The sequence below is a fragment of the Cryobacterium breve genome, assembly GCF_027594785.1.
In the GTDB taxonomy this organism is placed as follows: Bacteria; Actinomycetota; Actinomycetes; order Actinomycetales; family Microbacteriaceae; genus Cryobacterium; species Cryobacterium breve_A.
Window position 1 is genome coordinate 1,169,416 of record NZ_CP075584.1, and the last position, 20,192, is coordinate 1,189,607.

At 70.0% G+C, this 20,192-nt stretch carries 19 protein-coding genes and 6 pseudogenes; 10 read left to right on the forward strand and 15 right to left on the reverse strand.

From position 1 onward, the window contains the following. Positions 1 to 416: 416 nt before the first annotated feature. The 4 genes and pseudogenes from KIV56_RS19485 to KIV56_RS20235 form a co-directional block, all read right to left on the reverse strand. Positions 417 to 854, reverse strand: a pseudogene (locus tag KIV56_RS19485) (DUF58 domain-containing protein); the annotation flags it as partial. A gap of 440 nt (positions 855 to 1,294) precedes the next feature. Beyond that, positions 1,295 to 2,305 carry an AAA family ATPase gene (locus KIV56_RS05760; protein WP_281535487.1) on the reverse strand — a complete coding sequence of 337 codons (1,011 nt, stop codon included), beginning with the start codon at positions 2,303 to 2,305 and terminating at the stop codon, positions 1,295 to 1,297. Between the two features lie 69 nt (positions 2,306 to 2,374). Beyond that, on the reverse strand, positions 2,375 to 5,380 hold the full coding sequence (locus KIV56_RS05765; RefSeq protein ID WP_281535488.1) for a fibronectin type III domain-containing protein: 3,006 nt from the start codon (positions 5,378 to 5,380) through the stop codon (positions 2,375 to 2,377). Between the two features lie 121 nt (positions 5,381 to 5,501). Next, positions 5,502 to 6,038, reverse strand: a pseudogene (locus tag KIV56_RS20235) (Ig-like domain-containing protein); the annotation flags it as partial. On the opposite strand from KIV56_RS20235, the gene KIV56_RS05775 reads away from it, so the two are divergent. Beyond that, positions 5,944 to 6,507: a hypothetical protein gene (locus KIV56_RS05775; RefSeq protein WP_281535490.1), complete on the forward strand. Its 564-nt coding sequence runs from the start codon at positions 5,944 to 5,946 to the stop codon at positions 6,505 to 6,507. The pseudogene KIV56_RS20235 and the gene KIV56_RS05775 overlap by 95 nt on opposite strands. 158 nt (positions 6,508 to 6,665) lie before the next feature. On the opposite strand, the pseudogene KIV56_RS20240 reads toward KIV56_RS05775, so the two are convergent. Next, positions 6,666 to 7,271: pseudogene (locus KIV56_RS20240) on the reverse strand (Ig-like domain-containing protein); the annotation flags it as partial. Here KIV56_RS20240 and KIV56_RS05780 point away from each other — a divergent pair. Together KIV56_RS05780 and KIV56_RS05785 are read left to right on the forward strand one after the other, a co-directional pair. Further along, complete coding sequence (locus KIV56_RS05780) at positions 7,180 to 7,482, forward strand: hypothetical protein (RefSeq protein WP_281535491.1); 303 nt, start codon at positions 7,180 to 7,182, stop codon at positions 7,480 to 7,482. The pseudogene KIV56_RS20240 and the gene KIV56_RS05780 sit on opposite strands and share 92 nt — an antisense overlap. Before the next feature lie 360 nt (positions 7,483 to 7,842). Next, positions 7,843 to 8,262 carry a hypothetical protein gene (locus tag KIV56_RS05785; RefSeq protein ID WP_281535492.1) on the forward strand — a complete coding sequence of 140 codons (420 nt, stop codon included), beginning with the start codon at positions 7,843 to 7,845 and terminating at the stop codon, positions 8,260 to 8,262. Positions 8,263 to 8,374: 112 nt separating this feature from the next. Here KIV56_RS05785 and KIV56_RS05790 read toward each other — a convergent pair whose 3' ends face one another. From KIV56_RS05790 to KIV56_RS05805, 5 genes are all read right to left on the reverse strand, one after another. Beyond that, on the reverse strand, positions 8,375 to 8,977 hold the full coding sequence (locus KIV56_RS05790; protein WP_281535493.1) for a hypothetical protein: 603 nt from the start codon (positions 8,975 to 8,977) through the stop codon (positions 8,375 to 8,377). A 68-nt stretch (positions 8,978 to 9,045) separates the two neighbouring features. Next, positions 9,046 to 9,915 carry a serine/threonine-protein kinase gene (locus KIV56_RS05795; protein WP_281535494.1) on the reverse strand — a complete coding sequence of 290 codons (870 nt, stop codon included), beginning with the start codon at positions 9,913 to 9,915 and terminating at the stop codon, positions 9,046 to 9,048. Between the two features lie 166 nt (positions 9,916 to 10,081). Continuing rightward, the gene (locus KIV56_RS19490; RefSeq protein WP_348648477.1) at positions 10,082 to 10,354 is read right to left on the reverse strand and encodes a PP2C family protein-serine/threonine phosphatase; all 273 of its coding nucleotides are present in this window, start codon (positions 10,352 to 10,354) and stop codon (positions 10,082 to 10,084) included. Then, the gene (locus tag KIV56_RS19495) at positions 10,332 to 10,955 is read right to left on the reverse strand and encodes a PP2C family protein-serine/threonine phosphatase (RefSeq protein ID WP_348648478.1); all 624 of its coding nucleotides are present in this window, start codon (positions 10,953 to 10,955) and stop codon (positions 10,332 to 10,334) included. The genes KIV56_RS19490 and KIV56_RS19495 overlap by 23 nt, the downstream gene beginning before the upstream one ends. Next, positions 10,952 to 12,052: an FHA domain-containing protein gene (locus KIV56_RS05805; protein WP_281535495.1), complete on the reverse strand. Its 1,101-nt coding sequence runs from the start codon at positions 12,050 to 12,052 to the stop codon at positions 10,952 to 10,954. Before KIV56_RS05805 ends, KIV56_RS19495 begins: the two co-directional genes overlap by 4 nt. Before the next feature lie 177 nt (positions 12,053 to 12,229). On the opposite strand from KIV56_RS05805, the gene KIV56_RS05810 reads away from it, so the two are divergent. The 3 genes from KIV56_RS05810 to KIV56_RS05820 all read left to right on the forward strand — a co-directional run bounded on the left by KIV56_RS05810 (position 12,230) and on the right by KIV56_RS05820 (position 15,552). Beyond that, positions 12,230 to 12,712 (forward strand): Lrp/AsnC family transcriptional regulator, encoded by a 483-nt coding sequence (locus KIV56_RS05810; RefSeq protein ID WP_281535496.1) that lies wholly within the window; start codon positions 12,230 to 12,232, stop codon positions 12,710 to 12,712. A gap of 5 nt (positions 12,713 to 12,717) precedes the next feature. Then, the gene (locus KIV56_RS05815; RefSeq protein ID WP_281535497.1) at positions 12,718 to 14,220 is read left to right on the forward strand and encodes an aspartate aminotransferase family protein; all 1,503 of its coding nucleotides are present in this window, start codon (positions 12,718 to 12,720) and stop codon (positions 14,218 to 14,220) included. A 123-nt stretch (positions 14,221 to 14,343) separates the two neighbouring features. Then, positions 14,344 to 15,552 (forward strand): low temperature requirement protein A, encoded by a 1,209-nt coding sequence (locus tag KIV56_RS05820; protein WP_281535498.1) that lies wholly within the window; start codon positions 14,344 to 14,346, stop codon positions 15,550 to 15,552. Between the two features lie 14 nt (positions 15,553 to 15,566). Here the strand turns inward: KIV56_RS05820 and KIV56_RS19500 are convergent, their stop codons facing one another. Both KIV56_RS19500 and KIV56_RS05830 read right to left on the reverse strand, forming a co-directional pair. Further along, positions 15,567 to 16,019: a DUF4192 family protein gene (locus tag KIV56_RS19500; protein WP_348648542.1), complete on the reverse strand. Its 453-nt coding sequence runs from the start codon at positions 16,017 to 16,019 to the stop codon at positions 15,567 to 15,569. A gap of 6 nt (positions 16,020 to 16,025) precedes the next feature. Continuing rightward, positions 16,026 to 16,694: pseudogene (locus KIV56_RS05830) on the reverse strand (DUF4192 family protein); the annotation flags it as partial. Positions 16,695 to 16,875: 181 nt separating this feature from the next. Between KIV56_RS05830 and KIV56_RS05835 the strand changes: the two are divergent. From KIV56_RS05835 to KIV56_RS05850, 4 genes and pseudogenes are all read left to right on the forward strand, one after another. Next, positions 16,876 to 17,262: pseudogene (locus KIV56_RS05835) on the forward strand (CvpA family protein); the annotation flags it as partial. 97 nt (positions 17,263 to 17,359) lie between these two features. After that, positions 17,360 to 18,058, forward strand: a complete 699-nt coding sequence (locus KIV56_RS05840) for a trypsin-like peptidase domain-containing protein (RefSeq protein ID WP_281535499.1) — start codon at positions 17,360 to 17,362, stop codon at positions 18,056 to 18,058. 70 nt (positions 18,059 to 18,128) lie between these two features. Beyond that, a pseudogene (locus KIV56_RS05845) lies at positions 18,129 to 18,723 on the forward strand (RNase H family protein); the annotation flags it as partial. Then, the gene (locus KIV56_RS05850; protein ID WP_281536269.1) at positions 18,707 to 18,874 is read left to right on the forward strand and encodes a hypothetical protein; all 168 of its coding nucleotides are present in this window, start codon (positions 18,707 to 18,709) and stop codon (positions 18,872 to 18,874) included. The pseudogene KIV56_RS05845 and the gene KIV56_RS05850, both read left to right, overlap by 17 nt. Before the next feature lie 9 nt (positions 18,875 to 18,883). On the opposite strand, the gene KIV56_RS05855 is transcribed toward KIV56_RS05850, so the two are convergent. Genes KIV56_RS05855 through KIV56_RS05865 form a run of 3 tightly spaced genes read right to left on the reverse strand, consistent with a single transcriptional unit; the run spans position 18,884 to position 20,123 of the window. After that, positions 18,884 to 19,153 (reverse strand): hypothetical protein, encoded by a 270-nt coding sequence (locus KIV56_RS05855; RefSeq protein WP_281535500.1) that lies wholly within the window; start codon positions 19,151 to 19,153, stop codon positions 18,884 to 18,886. 42 nt (positions 19,154 to 19,195) lie between these two features. Next, the gene (locus KIV56_RS05860) at positions 19,196 to 19,864 is read right to left on the reverse strand and encodes a hypothetical protein (RefSeq protein WP_281536085.1); all 669 of its coding nucleotides are present in this window, start codon (positions 19,862 to 19,864) and stop codon (positions 19,196 to 19,198) included. Continuing rightward, positions 19,767 to 20,123, reverse strand: a complete 357-nt coding sequence (locus tag KIV56_RS05865; RefSeq protein WP_281535501.1) for a hypothetical protein — start codon at positions 20,121 to 20,123, stop codon at positions 19,767 to 19,769. The genes KIV56_RS05860 and KIV56_RS05865 overlap by 98 nt, the downstream gene beginning before the upstream one ends. Positions 20,124 to 20,192: the final 69 nt, after the last annotated feature.

Consider the following 20,192-nt stretch of genomic DNA (forward strand, 5'->3'; position numbering starts at 1 on the left):
CGGAGGCTCGGAACGGACTCTGTCGCGCAGATGACGGCCACGACTTCGACCCCGCCGGGGAAGTGGGTGGCGGCTGCGCGCAGCTCGGCGAGGCTCACGGTGGAGCCGTACACGAGGAAGGCGACGGAAATGCCGGCGACGGCATCCGCTGCGGACTGCGCGAGTGCGCCGAGGGGCAGCGCGTCGGCGGTGCGGTCCACCCGGCAGAGGTCGTCGAGCAGGCGCGTGCTCGTCAGGGTGCTGAGCCGTTCGGCCGCCGGGCGCCGCCTGGCGCCGCCACGGCCCGGCCGGTGCGGCCCCTGGCCTTCGCGGGCTGCGCCCGGGCGGCCGGCACCGGGTGCAGCGGCGCTCGTGAACACGGACACCGTGCGCGCGTCGCGGATCGCCCGTACCCCGAGCGAACCCGCCGCGCTCACGGCGAGCTCGAACTCCTCGTCGTCGGCGAAGTCGTCCGCGGCGAGGCTCAGGGCGACCAGGAGGTGACTGCGCCGGGACTCCTCGTACTGGCGCACCATGAGGCGGCCGGTCTTCGCCGTGCTCTTCCAGTGGATGCTGCGTCGTTCATCCCCCGGCACGTATTCGCGCAGGGCGTGGAACGACATGTCGAGGTTGGTGAGGTCACGGGTGGGGTGCCCCTCGAGGTCCCGGATGAACCCGGTGCTCATGCTCGGAATCGGGAGGGTGCGCGGGTGCACGAAGAGGTCGACCCGTTCGGCCCAGACGAGTTCACGGCGCACGAGGCCGACCGGGTCGGCGCGCACCGTCCGCACCGGACCGATCGGGATGATCCCGCGCCGCAGGGTCGGGACGATGAAGACGTCCTCGAAGCGTGCGCCCCTGGCGAGCCCGGGCATCGCGAACTCGGCGAGGCCGAGGCCGACGGGAACCTCGACCCCGACGCCCGGCAGCCGGCGGCCGCTCGGGTTGAGCACGACCAGTTCACCGGGAACTCTCTCCCCCACGACGACCCGGTCCACCGGGACCCTGAGCCGGATCTGGTACGCGTTGCGCCCGAAGAGAAAGCCGAATGAGGCCAGCACGAGTGCGAGTCCCGCCCAGCCGAGCACCGCGAGTTCGGTCCAGCCGAGCAGGTAGCCGGCCCCCAGGGCGAGGGCGGCGGATGCGAGCACACTCCAACCGAGGACCGTGACGACGGCAGTGGCGAGCCGCCAGGTCCTCGCCGACACTGCGACGGTCGCCCGGACGGCACGGACCGAGTGCACGAGCAGCGCGGCGAGACGGCCGTCGGCGGTGTCCTCGCCGAGGCCGTTCGAATCTGCGCCGCCCAGATCGCTCACGCGGCCTGCCGGTCCCCCGGCGGAGGGGTCTCGATCAGGATGCGGGCGATGATGCTCGAGGGTGTGACGCCGTCGAATTCGGCCTCCGGATCGAGCAGGAGCCGGTGCGCGAGGACGGGCTCCGCGAGCTGTTTCACGTCGTCCGGAATGACGTAGTGCCGCCCGTTGGCCGCGGCGAGGGTCTTCGCGGTGCGGATGAGGGCGAGGGCCCCGCGCACGCTCGCACCGAGACGAACCGCGGTACTCGTGCGCGTCGCGTCGACCAGGCGGGAGACGTAGTCGTTGATGGAGGGGTCGACGTGGACCGTCCGGGCGAGCGCGGCCAGTTCGACGACCGTCGCGGCGGAGACGACGGCCGGGATGACGACCGCGTGTGCGCGACGTCCGGCGCCCTCGAGGATCCGGATCGTCGAGGCATGGTCAGGATAGCCGATCGACGCTTTCATGAGGAAGCGGTCGAGCTGGGCCTCCGGCAGCCGGTAGGTGCCCGCCTGCTCGACGGGGTTCTGCGTGGCGATCACCATGAACGGTTCGGCGACGGGGTGCGTCACCCCGTCCGCGGTGATCTGTTCCTCCTCCATCACCTCGAGCAGCGCCGCCTGGGTCTTCGGGCTCGCGCGGTTGATCTCGTCGGCGAGGACGATGTTCGCGAACACCGGTCCGCGGTGGAATTCGAAGGCGCCGCTCCGCTGGTCGTAGATGCTGACGCCGGTGATGTCCCCCGGGAGAAGGTCCGGCGTGAACTGGATCCGGTTGCTGGCGCCCTGGACACTCTGCGCGATCGCCCGGGCGAGGCTCGTCTTGCCGGTGCCTGGCACGTCTTCGAGCAACAGGTGGCCGCCGCTGAGCAGCGCGGTGAAAGCCATCCTGATCACGTGGTGTTTGCCGAGCAGCACCCGTTCGACCCCGGAGACGAGCCGTTCGAAGACCTCGGCGAACTGCTCGGCCTGCCCGGCCGTCATCGTCGCGGGCGCCGCCTGGTCGGTCGGGGTCGTCAGGGCGTTCATCGGTCCGGTCCTTGGAATAGTCATCTCGGTGTCTTTCGGGTCTTCATCGGAACAGTCTCGGTGTCAGTCTCAACGGTCGTAGTTGTACACGGGGTTGCCCGCGCCGAGCCCGAGGTCGACCGTGACGCTGAGTCGGGCCGTGCCCGCCGCAGCGGGAGCGGCGAGGGTGCAGCTGGTGGGGCCGCCCTGCACGGGTGCGGCGCCCGGGTCCGTCGGCACCGAGCAGCTGTAGCCCGTGGCGTAGCTGCCGTTGCCCGGGCCGTTCGTCCAGCCGAACACGCCGGTCGCCGGGTCGTAGGCGAGGCCGGTCACGGCGAGACTGACGGATGCCGCAGGTGCCGTCATCGTCGCCGACCACGCTCCGCAGGTGCCCCAGGTGGCCGCGGTGTCGCACCCCCGCACCTGATACCTGAACGGCACCCCGAAGACCGTCGGGCTCAGCAGTTGGCGCGGCAGTGCGGTCCCGGTGAAGGCTGCGCTCGCGCCCGGGGTCCCCGTCGCGGGGTCCACTGCCCGGACTTCATAGCTCGTGATGCCGGCGCCCGGGCTCACCGGCGTGATCTGCAGGTCGTATGCCGTGTCGTGCATCCCCATCGAGGCTCCCGGGTCGGTGACTGCGCCGGGCGTCGCCTGCACCTGCACCGTGGTGACCTGGCTGTTGGTGCAGCCGGCCCGGTTGTATCCCCAGACCACGAAGGAGTATGAGGCGGTGTCGGAGGTGAGCCCGGTGAAGTCGACACCTGTGGTGCCCGCTCCGAGGGTCTTGAGCTCGGCGACGTTCGCGCCGGTGTGCGGGACGACGACGGTGCCGGGGGCAGGGGACGAAACCGTGCACGCCTGGTTGCCCGTTGGCACCGTTCCGTTGGTGAGGCGCTGCACGTAGTACCCGCCGATGGGGTCGCCGGAGCCGGAGAAGGCCTCCCATCCGACGTGGACGGTGCCAGCGGCACCGGCCGACGCGGAGACGGCGCCGGCCGTCGGCGCCCCGAAGGGCGTGCCCTGCGTCGAGGCGGATGTCCAGGCCGAGAGGGCGGGGTATGACTCGTTCCGGGCGCTCACGCTCACCGGGACGTCGGTGCCGTTGGGGAGGCCGTTCACCGTGAGCGAGCACCGGGTCGCCCCGCAGGCCGGACCCGTGGCGCTCACGGCGGGCTGGGCCGTGCCGTTGACGGTGACCAGGTAGTCTGCGACCGGGGAACCCGCGCCGTTCGGCACAGGTGCCCAGCTGATCGTGAGGCCGCCGGGAAGCGGTGCGGCCGCGAGGTTCCCGGGGGCCGCAGGGACGACATCGGACCACACCGTGTCCGGGAGCGCGGTCGACGCACCGAGGCCGAGGCCGTTGCGCGCCGCGACAGCCACCCGGACCGCGTTGGCCCGGCCGTTGCCGCCGGTCGGGACCGTGCACGCGGTCGCCTGGCAGGTCGTGGTGCTGATCAAGGCTCCGGTCGCGGCACTGACGAGGGTGATGTCGTAGCCGGTGACGGCGGAGTTGTTGGCGGCGCCTGGGTTGAAGGCGACCGCGACGCGGGAATCCGCGAAGCCGGTGACGGAGAGGCTCGTGACCGGGTCCGGCCGGTCCTGCACGGAGATCCGCACGGTGCCCCAGGTGTAGCGGTCCGGGTCGTTCGTCGCATCGGCGACCTCGTACTCGAGGTTGGTGTCCGTTGCGGCGGCGTTCGCGGCGACCTGCACGCTGAGGGTGCTGTTGTCGGCGCTCGGGGTGATCCTGACCCCGGCGGGAACACCGGCGCCGCCGAGTCCGCGCACGGCGACGACCCGCAGCGGGACCTGCGGGAACGGGTTGGCGGCGCCGTCGTTGGCGAGCACGTCGACGACGGTCGTCTGGCCGCGGGGGGCGATTGCGACATCCGCCGCCGGGATGGCGAGCGGGCGGGTGGACGCGACGACGGTCATGTCGATGCGGCCGGCCCTGCCCGGCGTGCCACCGGCCGCGACGCCGATCGTGATGGAGCCGTGGCCGCCCTGCGCGCCCGATGCCGGGAGCGTCGTCGTCCTGGCGTGCAGGGTGAGCTGCTGGCCGTCGAGGGAGTAGTCGAATCCGACCGGTTTCGGGTCGAGCACCGAGTACACGAGGGAGGCCTGGTCGTTCGGGTACGGATAGGACGTCAGCTTGGACAGGTCGATGACCTTGGTCTGGTCGGGTTCGAAGTCGAGTACGGCGCCGTCGAAGGCGGGCGGCTGGTTGGCCTGCGGCGTCACCGTGATCGGCAGCACGATCGTGGCCGTGCGGCCCGCCGGGTCTCCCGCTCCGGTGCCGTCGGTGACGACGAAGGACACGGAGGCCGGACCGTAGTACTGGTCGGCGCTCGTGAAGGCGATGCTCGTGTCGGAGGTGGCGAGGTCTGCACCGTTGGACCGGGTGGCGTGCACGAGACTCCTGTCGGTCAGGCGCACCTGCTTTCCACCGACGGCGACGACGTAGTCGTTGATCGGGATGGTGAGGGTCGCGCCGCTCGCCACGGTGAGCGCTGCGACACCCTTCCGCAGTTGCGGCAGGGCGTCGGTGTACCCGGGCACCCAGATGAAGGCGAGGGCGGTGATGTTCGCGTCGTCGGGGTTCGCCACCTGGAACGGGATGATCTGGCTCGTGGCGTGCACGGTCACCCGCACGCGCTTGGCGTCCGTCACCCGCGCGGAGTCGGCCCACGACGCGGGGACGCTCAGCGCGAGGCCGCGGGCCGGCCCGTCGGCGAAGGTCACGTTGGCGAGCACGTCGACGTCGACGGTGCCGCCGGCGAGCACGTCGGAGAGGGTCAGGTGGGTGTCGCCGGCCTCCGGCCGGGCACGCGGGGCGTCCGCGCGCACGACGACGGTGAGAAAGGTCGAACTGGTGCCGCCACGCTCGTTGCTGATCTCGTAGATGAATCCGAATCGGCCCGGTGTCGCCGGAGCGGTGACCGCGATGGCGTCCCCGGCGATCATGGCCGTGCCGTGCTCGGCCGCGAGATCGGCCGGGGTGCCGCTCGGTTCCACGGCGTTGATCGTGAGCCGGCCGCCGTCGGGGTCCGAGTCGTTGGCGAGCACGTGCACGGAGACCGTGCTTCCCGGGCGCACGACGACGTCGTCGGGAGCCTGCGACCGGGTTGCGGGCGCCGTCGAGGCGCGGGCTGATCCCGATCCGCACGGTGCCGATCGCCCGGGCGCCGAGGGCGTCGACGACGGCATAGCTGAAGGTGTCCGTTCCTGCGGAGTACTCCCCGGCCTGGTACCGGAACGTGTCCGTCCCGTCCGCCGTGACGGAGCCCTTCTCCGGGTTGGTCTCCAGGCCGACGAGCTGGACGGAGTCGCCGTCCGGATCGATCCCGGTCAACGGGATCGCCACCTCGACGGTGCCGCCGGAGAGCACCCGCGCGGTCACCGTCTTCGGGACGGGCGGGTTGTTGGTGCTCGGATCTGCTTCGCGCACCGAGATGCGCACCTCGGCGTTGGAGTACTGGCCGTCGGGGGCGTTCACCCGGTACACCGCGGTGTATGTGCCGGGGGTGGTCGGCGCGAGGTAACGCAGCACGGTGCCCGCGGCGAAGAGCAGGCCGGCGCCGGCGGGCAGGCCGGAGGCGAGAACGGGATCCAGGGTCAGCGAATCACCGTCCGGTTGTTCGTCGTTCGCGAGGACCGGGATGTCGATCGCGTCGCCGACGCGGACGGTCGCGGTGTCTGCGACAGCGATCGGGGCCTGCTTCTGCCCGAGTGCGGGGATTTCGACGACGGTCACGGTGCCGTCGGCGTCGGCGAGTCCGTTGCTGATCCGGTACCCGAAGCTGAGCCCGCCGTCCGGCAGCGGGCGGGTCAGCGTGACCCTGAGGATCCGCTGGTCGAGAATCTCGATCCGCATGCCGCTCGATGCGGGCACGTTCATCGTCCCGGTGATCAGCAGCACCCCGTTCGCCGGGTCGAAGTCGGTCGCGAGCACGTCGACGAGGGTGGCCTGTTGTCCGCGGATGAAGGCCGTGTGCGGCACGGTCACGGGACTGCTGTTGGCGTTGGCGGCGGGGGCGACGTCCACGCGCACCCTGCCGGTCGCGGTGAGCTGCCCGTCCGTGACGGAGTACTCGATTTCGTGGACCCCCGGAGTGCTGCTCAGGAAGCGGAACGCACCGGAGGCGAAGTCCGGGGTGATCGTGACGTCCGGCTTGGCGGGGACGCTCGACAGCCGCAGCGGCGCCGACCCGCCGCGGGCATGATCGAGCGGGGACACCGAAACCTCGGCCCCCGCGGTCGCGAGCACAACGAAGGAGTCGGCCACGATCGGCACGGCTCCACTCGCGCGCACGGAGACGGCGAGCGATCCGGTGCCGGTCAGGCGGCCGTCGGAGACGCTCAGGCCGACCCGTTTGTCGTCGGCGTTCGTGCCGGCATCCGTGAAGACGACGGCGCCTGCCGGGGTGAAGCTCACCAGGTCCGGGCCGGCGGCGGATGCCGCTGCGAGGTAGACCGGGTCGCCGTCGGGGTCGACCCAGTCGCCGAGGACCTGGCTGGTCACCCGGCCGCCCGCCCTCACGGTCGCGTGGGTGGTGCGCACCTGGACGGGCGCGGAGTTCTCCCCCGGCGCCTTGAGCGTGACGGTGACCGTTGCGGATGCGCTCCCGCCGCGGCCGTCGTTGATCGTGTAGCCGAACCGGATCTGGCCGGTGGCCGCCTCCGTGAGGGTCAGCTGCACCTGCTGGTTGTTGCCGACGAGGTCGAGCCGGCCGTCGGCCGCGTCGATCGGCGTGACCGACTCGATCACGAGCACATCCCCGTTCGGATCGGAGTCGTTGAGGAGAACGGGGAGCGTCACGATCCGGCCCGCTCGGGCGCCGAAGGAGTCGTCGACGGCGACGGGCGGGGCCTGCACCTTGTCGTAGACCGGAGGAGTGTCGTCGCCGGTGGTCTCGATGCGCTGGGTGTCCGGGGACGTGTCGATCAGGTCGGCCCAGTTGTCGATCAGCTGGTTGTCGCGCTGCACCGCCCAGGTCGAACCGTTGTGCGCGTCGTTCAGTACGAGCCCGGTGCCATTGTGCCGGAAGGCCAGGCGGGCGTTGTCGTCGAGCCCGGCGAGGGCCGACGTCGTGCCGGACTGCGTTCCTCCGGAGCCTCCCGAGGCACCGGAGGCCGAGCCGCCTGGCCCCGCGCTGCCGCAGTCACGCCAGGCCGTGCCGTCCGCCCAGGCCGCATAGGCGCACGGCCCGGCGGTGTCCGGGGCCGCCGCGGTACCGTTCCGGGCGCTGACGAGTACGGTCGGGGCGCCGCCGGAGAGGGGGACGGCGACGAGGCCCTGCTCGTGGGCGATCAGCACCCGGGTGCCGGTGAGACCCGGCTGCTGCAGGGCGGGGGCGGCGCCGTCGACGATCGTCCCGGACAGGTCGACATCGCGGCCGTCGAGGAACAGGTGCCGGGTGGTCGCATTGAGCAGCGCCCAGCTGCCGTGCACGCTCGTCAGCTGGTAGTCGTCGCCCGGGGATCCGGCGTCGAGGGTCTGGCTCGCGGTGACGGTTCCGCTTCCGGACGGTGCCTGCGCAAGGGTGCCGGTCGCCGGTGTGAACGAGAACAGGGCACCGGTGTCGTCGACGCTCACGACGGAGCCGGCGCCGAGGGAGAGCGTCGGCGCGGCCGCTGCGTCGAAGCTCGCGAGCCGGCTCGTCGGGGTCTCCCAAACCTCGCCGTTGGAGGCGATCAGGGTGCGGGCTCCCGCGAGGAACACGGCAGGCGCCCGGGGCGGCAGTGCGACACTCTTCACGATCGTCGCCGTGGCCGGGTCGAGGATCTCGAGGGAGCTGTTGACGGTGTCGAGAACGAGGACCGTCGCGCCGGCCTGGAGCACGTTGAGGTTGGAGCTCTCGCTCGTCACAACGGTGTTGAGCTCCATCACCGCCGTGTTCGCCCGGCCGATGGCCTGGCGGGTCTCATTCGTCACCCAGACCGCCGCATCGCCGAGGTCGAGCCGCTGGGCGGTGTAGCCGCCGGACACGACGGCGGTCGTCACGACGAGGGCGAGGACGAGCGTCCCGCCGAGGATCGTCGCCCACGCCGAGCGGTGCGAGGCGAGCTGGCGGGAGACCCACCGACGGATCACGAAGCGGCTCCGACGCCGGTCACGAAGCTGCTCACGTCTCCGGGTGCGCTTCCCGTCACTGACCCGCCGGTGTCGACGCACTTCTCGCCGCTCGTGCCCCCGGTGCGCCCGTCGCGGTTGACCGCGACGCTCGCGCAGACCCTGGCCTGTCCGTGCGGGTCGACGCTGAATTCGGCACCCTTCTGGATACTGCTCTCGCCGGTGCGCAGGGTGATCACGTAGCTGTCCCCCTGGGTGATGCCCGGGTCCGCCCAGGCGAACACCACCATGCCGTCCCGCACTTCCCCTGACACGTTGCTCACCGTCGGCAACCCCGGCGCCGCCTGGTGCGAGAGCGCCGACGCCGTCACGACGGCCAGAACGACGATGACGACGGATGCCGCAACGAGCGCCCAGACGAGCGCCGAACGCCGCCAGCCCCCCGGCACGGAGCCTGTGCCCGCGCCCCGGGAGGCGCGCCCCGGTGGCCGCCGAACCCGCGGAACCGTCGGAACCGGCCGGGCTGCGCGCGCCGGAGGTGTCTGCAAGGGCGCCGGCAGCGGAGCGGCGCCCGCGTCGAGCCGGTTGAACGCGACGGCGCCGCGGTTCCTGGTAGGCATTGATCGAATTCACGGCCGAGATGCGGGTGCGGTCATCGTCGTCGACGCCGTTCTCCCCGGCCCAGTCCTCATCGGCGACCTCGAGCCGGGTGGGAAGCAGGCCCAGTTCGGCCTCCACGGACTGCAGGCTCCCGGATGAGTTCGAGCACGCTGCCCTGGCGTAGCTCCGGACGCCGTGACATCGAGCGCTGGAGGATGAGTTCGAGCCTGCCAGGGACATCCGCCCGGCCGAGCGCAGGGACCCGTGCCTTGTTGATCCGGGAGATGAGTTGGGCTGAGCTGTTCTCGGCACCGGGAATCTCGAACGGTGAATGACCGGCGAGGAAGGAGTAGAGCGTGGCTCCGAGGGACCAGACCTCGGATGCGACGGAGCCCGAGACCTCGTCGAGCAGGACCTCCGGAGCCGACCAGGGGATGGACAGCCCGATCGCATCGACGTTTCGGGCGTCGCTCACCGTCGCCGCGATGCCGAAGTCGCCGAGGACGGCGTGCCCGTACCGGGTGACGAGGATGTTCGACGGCTTGAGGTCTCGGTGCAGCATGCCGGCCTGGTGTGCGGCCTGGACGGCGTTCGCGATGGTGATGCCGATCCTGAGCACCTCAGGGACGCCGAGCGGCTCTGTGCGGTAGCGCTGGCTGAGCGCGGGAGAGCACTGTTCCATCACGAGGTACGGGCGTCCGTCGGCCGAGACGCCGGCCTGGAACACGGTCAGGATCGACGGGTGCGAGCTCAGCGACGCCATCAGGTTGGCCTCGGCCTGGAACAGCTGCCGGACCTGGTCGTTGACGACCTCGGCGAGGAGGACTTTGACCGCCACCTGGCGGCGCGGGAGATCCTGTTGGTAGAGGAACACGTCGGCGAAGCCGCCGGAGCCGAGGACACGCAGATAGGAGAATCCCGGCAGGTTCGGGGGCGTCGACGGCAATCGTCGCTGCATCGCGGCCTCCCCGTCTGGTTCTCGCCTATGGTCCCTGAACTGGTCCGTGAACGCGCATCGAACGGGTATCACGACTGGCGTCACTCAAGTTTAGGCAGTTGCCCCGCGGGTGTCCGGGATGCCGATACCCCAACTCAGGGGGTGTCGAGTTCGGTGCGTGTCGAGTTCAGTGCGCGTCGAGATGGACGACGTCGAGCGGGCCGGTGTCTGCGTCCTGCTGCGTGGACGTCTCGCCGGTGCCCGAGGTCTCTTCGCTGTCCTCGATATCGAGGACGTCGAGGACGATCACCGTGACGTTGTCCCGGCCGCCGTTCTCGAGCGCGGCCTCGACGAGTGCCTTCGCTGCGTCTTCCGGGTCCGGGTTCGAGATCAGGAAATGTCGGATGCCGTAGGCGGTGAGTTCCTTGGTCAACCCGTCAGAGCAGATCAGGAGACGCATTCCCGGGTTCACGGGCAGGACGCGGTAGTCGGGGACCGGAGCCTCGTGGAACCCGACGGCGCGGGTGATGATATTGCCGTGCGGGTGGACATCCGCTTCGTCGCGGGTGATCCGGCCGGCGTCCACGAGCCTCCTGCACGACCGAATGGTCGACGGTGATCTGTTCGAGCACGCCCGAGGTGAGCAGGTAGACCCGGGAGTCGCCGATGTTGAAGACGACCCAGTGCGGAGCGCCGGACACGATCGCAAGCAGGGCTCCCGTCACGGTGGTCCCTGTGCCGAGGTCGGTCACGCCGACGCCGGACGCCATGTCGGTGACGGCGAGGCCGAGGGCCGTGTTGATGGCCGCGTTCTGGGGCGAGTCCCGTCCAGCGAGCTCGGCGAGCCGGTTCACGACGGCCGCGCTCGCGACGTCGCCCGCGGAATGCCCGCCCATGCCGTCTGCGACCGCGAAGATGGGCGGCACGGAGATCAGGCTGTCTTCATTGACTTCGCGGCGATGCCCGGTGTCGGTGAGTGCGGCCCACGCGAGGGAGACCGTCTTGTTCACCGAGGGGAAAGCGACTTCGAATCCGCCTGAGCCTTGACCAATCTGGGTCACGGGTGGTGCCTTCCACGATGTGCTGGGAAATACGGAGCCGACTCGGTGTCGCTCGCCGGGATGATCTCGATGATGTTATCGTCCCCGATGTCTATTCTCGTACCCGGAGGCACAGTTCGGGAATCGCCGGGACGGAGCCGTTCCCGCCGACCGTCCGCGGAGACCACGACGGTGCCGTTCCGGGACCCGGTGTCGGTGACGACGATGACGTCCGCCACCTGCCGAATGTCGAGGTGGGTCGCGGACACGAGGGAGCCGGGAGAGGCGACCGCCACGAGAGTGATGAGCTGTACGCCGGGGATCCGCGGCGGCGCAGGGCGCCGGCCCAGCCGGTACGGACGGTCGAGCGGGAACTCCCGGCCGTCTGGCAGCCGGAACCGGGCGAACGCAGGAAGGAACACGGGCGCGTTCGTTGCGGCGTCGGTGTCGTCGGTGTCGTCGCGGGCCACGGCCTCCCGCTCGTCGTCACCGTCGACGTCGGGTGTCGCGACCCCGTTCCGGCGGCCGGTCGTGAGTATGGTGTCGTCGAGGGGGCGGATCACGGTATCGTCCGGCCTGCGGATCACGGTATCGTCCGGCCTGCGGATCACAGTATCGTCCGGCCTGCGGATCACAGTGTCGTCGGCGGCGGGAGGCGGGCCGGCGGGAGGCGGGCCGGCGGGCGACCAGTGCACCGTGCGACCGACGACCGTGCCCCGTTCGTTCCCGGTTCGCGTTCCGGAGGGCACTGCGGCGAGCGCCGTCGAGTCGGGGGAACCGATCACGACTCCGGTCACGGCGGAAAAGTCGGCGAGGTTCCAGGGACGGATGCCCTGGTCGGCGAAGCGCCGCGAGCCGCCGACCGAGAACACGTCGACGACGATCGGCCCGCGCACGACGACGGTCACGGCGGACTCATCCTCCGCTGCCCGGATCACGAGAGCGAAGGACTCGATCGCGTCCGTGCCGCCGAGCGGCAAGAGTCCGACGAGCCCCTCTGCCGAGACACCCGCGTCGTCGACCAGGCTCGAGAGCGCCCTGACCAGGTCGTCCGGTGCATCGGCCGGTACCGCGGCGACAAAGGAGCGGCCGGCCACGAACATCCACTCTGGGTCCATGGGACTCCCTTCGTCGTCGTAGGGTCTTCACCGTATCCCGAGTACGCCGATCCGCCGTGCGGCGCGGGGAGGCGCCACGCACCGTCAAACCCTTCAGAGATATGGATTCCGCAGCGTTTGCCGTGAAAAGCTGCGGAATCGCTTGCCGAGGCAGGGTCTCGCTGGCATAATCGCTGGATGGTCGCAAACGGACGTACCACGCCGGGCAAGCCGGTACCCCTCGATGACGTCTCGAAGAAGATCATCGAGCAGTTGCAGGTCGACGGGCGCCGGTCGTACGCGGAGATCGGCAAGGCCGTCGGTCTCAGCGAGGCCGCCGTGCGCCAGCGGGTGCAGAAGCTCACGGATGGCGGGGTCATGCAGGTCGTTGCCGTCACCGACCCGATGCAGCTCGGTTTCTTCCGCCAGGCCATGATCGGCATCCGTGCCTCGGGAGACACCCGGGTACTGGCGGAACTGCTCGCCGCGATGCCGGCCGTCGACTACGTCGTGCTCACGGCAGGCTCGTTCGACATCCTCGCCGAGGTCGTCTGCGAAGACGACGACGAACTGCTCGAACTGCTCAACACCCAGATCCGCTCTCTCGACGGGGTCAGATCCACTGAAACGTTCGTCTATCTCAAACTCCACAAACAGTTCTACAACTGGGGAACACGGTAAATACAATGACACTCTCAGAACCCTTGCTCGAGTCCGTTCCTGCCTCGCCCGCTGTCGTCAATGCCGACGCAGCCGGTGCGGCCGCCGAGGCGACGCCGGAGGATGCCGGGCCCACCGTCTACACGGAGGCCGAGAACGCTGCCATGCAGCAAAAGGCCAAGGACCACCTCTGGATGCATTTCTCCCGCCAGTCCGTCGTGGAATCCGGCGCGGGCGTGCCGATCATCACGAAGGGCCTCGGGCATCACATCTGGGACTCGAACGGGAAGAAGTACATCGACGGCCTGAGCGGCCTCTTCACGGTCAATGCCGGGCACGGCCGCAAGCGGCTCGCCCAAGCAGCGGCCAAGCAGGCTGAGGAACTCGCGTTCTTCCCGATCTGGTCGTACGCGCACCCGAACGCGATCGAACTGGCCGACCGGCTCGCGTCATACGCTCCCGGCGACCTCAACCGCGTCTTCTATTCGACCGGTGGCGGCGAGGCCGTCGAGACCGCGTTCAAGCTCGCCAAGTACTACTGGAAGCTGCAGGGTCGCCCGACCAAGCACAAGGTGATCTCGCGCAACGTCGCCTATCACGGCACCCCGCAGGGGGCCCTCGCGATCACGGGCATCCCCGCGATGAAGGAAATGTTCGAACCGGTCACCCCCGGAGGCCTCCGGGTGCCCAACACGAACTTCTACCGGGCAGACGAGATGGGCTCCGGCTTCGGCGACGACATCGAGAAGTTCGGCCTCTGGGCGGCGAACCGGATCGAAGAGATGATCCAGTTCGAGGGGCCGGAGACGGTCGCGGCCGTCTTCCTCGAGCCCGTGCAGAACTCCGGCGGCTGCTTCCCGCCGCCGCCCGGCTACTTCAAGCGCGTGCGCGAGATCTGCGACAAGTACGACGTGCTCCTCGTCGCCGACGAGGTCATCACGGCGTTCGGCCGCATCGGGAATATGTTCGCCTCGACGACCTTCGGAATCGAACCGGACATGATCACGTGCGCGAAGGGCATGACGAGCGGCTACTCGCCGATCGGAGCGACGATCGTCTCCGACCGCATCTACGAACCGTTCAAGCACGGCGACACGACGTTCTACCACGGCTACACCTTCGGCGGCCACCCGGTCTCCTCCGCGGTCGCGCTCGCGAACCTCGACATCTTCGAGGAGGAAGGACTCAATGAGAACGTGCGCACGAACTCGCCGATCTTCCGTGCCGAGCTCGAAAAACTGCTCGCGCTGCCGATCGTGGGCGACGTGCGCGGCGAGGGCTACTTCTTCGGGATCGAACTCGTCAAGGACAAGGGCACGAAGGAGACGTTCAGCGACGAGGAATCCGAGCGCCTGCTGCGCGGCTACCTGTCCAAGGCGCTCTACTCCGCCGGGCTGTACTGCCGCGCCGACGACCGCGGCGACCCCGTGGTACAGCTCGCTCCCCCGCTGACCATCGGACCGTCCGAGTTCCGCGAGATCGGCGACATCCTCTACGGCGTGCTCGCGGAGGCCCCGAAGTACCTGTAGTCCCGCCCCACCCCGCCGCGGCACGCCCAGCCTCGCCCAATTCGACGGACCATCTGTGAGAAAAACGCCTGTCCGGCGTCCCCGTGTGGGTTTTCGGCACAGGCTCCGTCGAATTGGTGGGGCGTGCGCGCTACCCTGACCGGCATGGCGAGCCCCGGCTTTTCCCGCAACCTCCTCCGACCGGACACGGACGGGGCCGAACACCGCGTCACGTACATCGAGCTGTTCTTCGACCTCGTCTTCGTCTTCGCCGTCACTCAGATCTCGCACCTCTTGCTGGCGCATCCGGGTCCTGAGGAGTTCCTGCATACCCTCGTGCTCACGGCCGTCGTCTGGTGGGTGTGGATATACACGACCTGGGCCTTCACCTGGCTCAACCCTGAGCGCGGCCCGGTGCGGGCAATGCTCATCGTCATGATGCTGCTCGGTCTGCTCATGGCGAGCGCCATTCCCGAAGCCTTCGGCGACAAGGACCTCCTGTTCGCCGGCGCACTTGCGGCGATGCAGGTCGGTCGCAGCGCTTTCACGTTGTTGGCGCTCGCCCGGCAGCGTCCGGAACTGGGGCTCAACTTCCTGCGCATTTCACTCTGGAACGCGTTCGCGGCGGCGTTCTGGATCGCGGGCGCCCTCGTACCAGACGCCCTGCGTCCCTGGATCTGGTTGCTGGCCCTGCTCGTCGACTACGGGGCTCCGTACCTTCTGTACTGGGTGCCCTTTCTCGGACGCTCGGACATCACGACCTGGAATGTGGCAGGCGGCCATATGGCGGAGCGGGTCAGCCTCTTCCTCATCATCGTGCTCGGCGAGTCGATCATCGTCTCAGGGACGAGCTTCAGCGAAGGACCACTCGACTGGACGAACGTCATCGCATTCCTGTCGTCATTCCTCGGAACGGTACTGCTGTGGCTGCTCTACTTCAGCCACAGCGAACGCGGAGGCAGCGACTACATCGTCAACGCCGCCGACCCCGGACCGATCGCCCGAACCGCATACACGTACGTCCCCGCGCTGATGGTGCTCGGCGTCGTCCTGGCTGCGGTCGCCGACGGCCTCGTGCTGGCTGACCCGCTCGAGGCGGGCAGCCTCTGGACGGCCGGACTCGTCTGCGGGTCATCGGCGGTCTATGTGCTGGGAAATGCCTTGTTCCGCCGCGCAGCCGGTGGCCGGTGGCTGGCGGGTCATTTCCTCGGCATCCTCGCCTTCGGGCTCCTCACCGCCGCCTCTCCGCTCGTCCCGGCACTGGTGCTCGCCTGGGCGGCCAACGCCGTTTTACTGCTCGTCGTGGTCGGCGACGAGGTCGCGTGGCGTCGCGCCCAGCCGTCGCACGGATGACCGTCCCGGCTCTCTCAGTCGGCGTCGGAGTGCGGTACGGCGAACGCCCACTCGGGCAGGTGCCCGGCAGATACGACGGTCAGCAGCAGCCTGGCCATGCCGTACCCCGGGTCGATCGCCAGCGCCTGGTCGATGAAGATCCCGGCAACCGAACTGCGTCCGAGCGCCCACGACAGCCAGGCAAGCATGCACAGCGGCGCGGGGCGCACCCGTTTCGGGGCGACCGCGACGAGCATCTTCAGGAGAGTGATGCCGCGTTCGATCCGTTCGGGGTCCGGGCGCCGGGAGACGGATCCGAGCATGAGGTCACCGGTCTGGGCGAGGTCGCGCTTGTCGCCTGACCTGGCCTGCTCCTCGGCGACGATGTCGTCCATGCTGCGGCCGGTCTCGCGCTGGATGGCGGCATAGCGCTGGTTCAGTTCGTGCGTCACCCGCCCGATCTCCTCCCCGAACGCGATCTGCAGCATGACCTGGTCGCGCCGGGCCGGGCTTTTCACCAGGAACAGCAGGGTCGCGGCCTCTTCGGCCCCGAGTGCAGATGCGTCGAGGGTGAGCGCGGCCTCCGTGGTCGCCACCGGGTCGAGAATGTCCCCGACCATGGCCACGAGTTCGGGCAGGTTGGGTGCGTCCGGCACCCGGGATCCGAGGTCCTCGTACCTGGCCAGCCGCCTGGCGCACTGCTCCCGGAGCGCGAGGTCGACCTGGGGCAGGTCGGCCCGGCTCAGGAGCCGCCCGAGCTCACGCTGGGCCTCCGGCGGCAGGTCGCGGTTCACCGGGGACTCCGCGATCTCCGACAGCGGCCGCCCGCTCGCCGGGCAGGCGGGGTCGAGGTACGAACCCCAGCCGTCGGCGGCGACGCACAGGGAATCCCGCACCAGGAAGCCGGACAGTTCGGCCCGGCGACCGAGGATCTCGGCGAATCGCTCACCGGGTATGCCCGGAACGTCGGCGAAACGTTCGTCGGTGTAGAGGACGGGCACGACGGCATCCACCCCCTCGATCTTGCACAGCGTGCCGATCAGGGTCGTCGCGAGACGACGGAGGACCGTGCGTGCGAGGTCGGGCTCCGGCAGGTTGAACCGCAGGGCGCCGCAGGTGCGGTTGCCACGGAAGGCGACGAGCACCACGCTGCGCTCGGGCTGGAACCCGGCGAGCCTGCGGCACGAGGGCGAGGAAGTCGTGGGCTTCCCTGGTCTTCACAATGGTCGGTGTCATGCGGACACTCTTCCCGCGCGCTCCCTCCCCGGGTGCGCTCGCTGGGGATCGGTGCATAACTCGCGCAAGGAACGGCTCTGTGCATAACTCCCCCGTAGTCTTGGAGCTATGCCCATTTCGACCATCGTGGACGTCCTCCTCGTCGTGCTCCTGCTGGGCTATGTCGTCTCCGGCTACCGGAGCGGCCTGATCGGAAGCCTGAGCGGCATCGCCGGCCTCGTCGCCGGCGGCATCGCCGCCTACTTCCTCGTTCCGCTCGTCGGAGCCTGGGTCCCCGCAGCGGAATGGCGCACCGCGGCGACCCTCGCGACCGCAGCCGTCCTCCTGCTCGGCGGCCTGTCGATCGGCGGGACCCTCGGCAGGGTGCTCCGTCCCCGGGCGGCCCGAAAGCGGCTGCTCGTCGTCGACCGGGTGTTCGGCGCCGGCGTCGCCGTCGTCGTCGCGGCGAGCATCGTGTCGATGCTCGCGTTCAGCATCGGGTCCCTCGGGGTACCGGTCCTGTCGCCCGCGATCGCCTCCTCGACGGTCGTGCGGTCGATCGACTCACTCACGCCCGATCCGGTCAAGGGCTTCCTCGCCCAGGCTCCGGGCGATGGTCGTCACCGAGGGCATCCCGCGGGTCATCGAGGCCTTCAACGGGCCGGTCCCCACGGTCCCCCTCGTCACGGCGACGAGCGCGGAACTGCTCGCCGCGCAGGATTCCGTGCTCAAGATCGTCGGGACGGCGTACGCCTGCGGTCAGAACCAGTCCGGGAGTGGCTTCGTGATCGCGCCGGACCGGGTTCTGACCAATGCGCACGTCGTCGCGGGCGTCTCAGAACCCGTCGTCGAATCCGCGGACGGCACGGCCCGCTCGGGAACCGTCGTCTACTTCGACCCGGCGGGCGACCTCGCCGTCATCGCCGTCCCCGGGCTCGATGCCGTACCCCTCGGCCTCGGTGCCGACCTCGCAACGGGAAGCCTCGCCGTGAGCGACGGCTACCCGTACGGCGGCCCGTTCGAGACGGGACCCGCGGAGGTCGTCGCGGTCGCGCCGGCCGTCGTCGGCGACATCTACGGCGACAATCCGACCTCCCGGTCGATCTACACGCTCGCGGCGGACATCCAGCACGGCGAGTCCGGCGGTCCGCTCCTGAACCAGGACGGCAAAGTCGTCGGCGTCGTTTTTGCGAAGTCGACCGTCACTGCCAACATCGGCTACGCCCTCGCGATGGAGTCGGTCACCCCCGTCGCCGCCGAGGCGGCGTCGCTCACAGACTCCGTCGAGCCCGGGCACTGCGTCGTCGGCTAGCCCCGCCCGGTCGATGCGAAAATAGGAAAGAACACCGGGGCGCGCGACCGTTCCCCGAGGAGAGGCCACCATGACCATCACCGCTGCCGCCGACGGTTCGGCCCTCGGCAACCCGGGACCGGCCGGCTGGGCCTGGTACGTCGACGACTCCTGCTGGGACGCCGGCGGCTGGAAGCACGCCACCAACAACCAGGGCGAACTCAAGGCCGTGCTCGAGCTGTTCCGCGCGACCGCGCACCTCGACGAGGACCTGCTCGTGCTGTGCGACAGCCAGTACGTGATCAACTCGGTGACCAAGTGGATGCGCGGCTGGAAGGCCAAGGGTTGGCGCAAGGCAGACGGCAAGCCGGTGCTGAACCTCGAGCCTGCTCCAGGAGATCGACGCGGCTCTCGCCGGCCGTCGCTACCGCTTCGAATGGGTCAAGGGGCACGCGAACCACCCGCTCAATGAGGCGGCGGATGCCCGGGCGCGGGCTGTCTCCGAGGCCTACCAGCGCGGCGGGTCGATTCCGAAGGGTCCCGGGTTCGTGCGCGCGGGCACCCCGGCTGCTCCGGCGGCCCCGGCTGCCCCGGCTGCTCCGGCTGCCGGTGCCACCTCGCGAGAGCAGAAACCGGCCGTGCGCCGGGCCGTCGCCGCTCCGCCCGCCCGTGCGGCGCATCCGGAGCCTGTTCTCGTTCGACGACGCCGCCGACGCCGCCGACCCGGCCGTGCACGAGGTCTCCCTCATGCTGTCTGCCGAACAGCACGCCCGCCTGAGCGAGCGGGCCACCCGCCTGGGCGTCAGCGTGGAGGACGCGCTCCGCGCCCTGATCTGACGGACGGGATCAGTGGACGGGCAGCCAGCGGCCGTGGACGCGCTCGGTGACTTGCCACGTGATCACTCCGGCACGGATGCGGGTGCCCGCGAGGGTGTGGGCGCCGATCCGGACCGCTGAGGCCACATCGTCCGCGGTGAAGCGCACGGTCGCGCGCGCCGAACCCGCCACGACGGCGAGGTCGGACGCCTCGACGGTCGTGAGCTCGGCCGCCGCGGCCGCAGCAGCCGGCAGGACCGAGTCGGGGGCGACCCCGGGTTGCAGGCTGCCGATGGTCATGGTGATCCGGAACGAGGGCATTCCTCCAGCGTATGCGGGGGGTCAGCTGGCGGGGAACCGCACCTCGACCCGGGCGCGATCTGCGAGCTCGTCGCCGGAGACGCCCGTGAGCGCGATGATCACGACGCTCGGGGCGTTCCCGAGCCGGTCGAGCACGGCTCCCACGTCGATCGCGGCGTATGGGTCGTCGGGGTCGAGTTCCTCGGGGCGCACTCCGAAGACGGCATCGGCGGCGTCGACCAGGAGTACAGCGCCCACGTCTTTCACCCGCTCGAACAGCCGGTCGAGCGTCGCATCGGTCTCCTCGGGGGACGACGCGACGACGCTGTCCAGCCCGACGGTGACGAGGGCCTTGCCGAGCTCTTTCGCAGCGGACGCTGCCGCAGCCGCCTTCGCACCGGCATCCGTGCCGCTGAACACGGCGATCGCCCCGGCGCCCGCGAGCTTCACGACGTCGCGGATCGTTCCGAGCTTCGTGACCCGTTCCGTCGTGTCGAGGGTGAATGACGCCATCACTGCGAACGAGACGCGCAGGGGGGCGGCGGATGCCTGCCAGAGCGAGGTGAGCACCTCGGTCGTGAGCGGCGAGGGGGTGAGCCAGACCTGGAGTTTTTCACTCGACGTCACGGGAACCGTGAGTACCGGGTGCCGCTCGATCGCGGCCTGGGCGGTGCCGAAGTCGCGGTGGCTCGCCGCGTCGGTGTCCTCGATGTCGGCCGCGAAGGCGCTTACGAGGTAGCGCAGGCTCCGCGATGACCCGGCTGGGCCCGTGCTGGGTGCTCGCCTCGCGATAGCTGATCAGGCTGTCGCTGTAGAGGAACAGGTTGATCGACGACCCGGTGACCCCGGTGCGTGCGACGTCGAGGCTGCGCGCCGTCACGTTCAGGCCGAAGGGCGACCCGGCGAGCATCGACTGGAGCGCCACAGTGGTGGCCGCGATCACCTGCCCGTAGTTCGAGAGCGACGACATGGCGACTCCGTCTTCTGGGGCAGGAACCCGCCACCGATTTCACGCTACTCCGCCTGACCGCGCAGGTCG

What these genes read in the sequence shown, in the direction of transcription:
- KIV56_RS05815 (WP_281535497.1), top strand. Translation starts at nt 12,718, where the DNA reads ATGACACTCTCAGAACCCTTGCTCGAGTCCGTTCCTGCCTCGCCCGCT.
- KIV56_RS05760 (WP_281535487.1), bottom strand. Translation starts at nt 2,305, where the DNA reads ATGAACGCCCTGACGACCCCGACCGACCAGGCGGCGCCCGCGACGATG.
- KIV56_RS05810 (WP_281535496.1), top strand. Translation starts at nt 12,230, where the DNA reads ATGGTCGCAAACGGACGTACCACGCCGGGCAAGCCGGTACCCCTCGAT.
- KIV56_RS19490 (WP_348648477.1), bottom strand. Translation starts at nt 10,354, where the DNA reads ATGCGTCTCCTGATCTGCTCTGACGGGTTGACCAAGGAACTCACCGCC.
- KIV56_RS05855 (WP_281535500.1), bottom strand. Translation starts at nt 19,153, where the DNA reads ATGACCATCGGCAGCCTGCAACCCGGGGTCGCCCCCGACTCGGTCCTG.
- KIV56_RS05795 (WP_281535494.1), bottom strand. Translation starts at nt 9,915, where the DNA reads ATGCAGCGACGATTGCCGTCGACGCCCCCGAACCTGCCGGGATTCTCC.
- KIV56_RS05775 (WP_281535490.1), top strand. Translation starts at nt 5,944, where the DNA reads ATGTCGATCGCGTCGCCGACGCGGACGGTCGCGGTGTCTGCGACAGCG.
- KIV56_RS05840 (WP_281535499.1), top strand. Translation starts at nt 17,360, where the DNA reads ATGGTCGTCACCGAGGGCATCCCGCGGGTCATCGAGGCCTTCAACGGG.
- KIV56_RS19500 (WP_348648542.1), bottom strand. Translation starts at nt 16,019, where the DNA reads ATGCTGCAGATCGCGTTCGGGGAGGAGATCGGGCGGGTGACGCACGAA.
- KIV56_RS05790 (WP_281535493.1), bottom strand. Translation starts at nt 8,977, where the DNA reads ATGCCTACCAGGAACCGCGGCGCCGTCGCGTTCAACCGGCTCGACGCG.
- KIV56_RS05865 (WP_281535501.1), bottom strand. Translation starts at nt 20,123, where the DNA reads ATGTCGTCGCTCTCGAACTACGGGCAGGTGATCGCGGCCACCACTGTG.
- KIV56_RS05805 (WP_281535495.1), bottom strand. Translation starts at nt 12,052, where the DNA reads ATGGACCCAGAGTGGATGTTCGTGGCCGGCCGCTCCTTTGTCGCCGCG.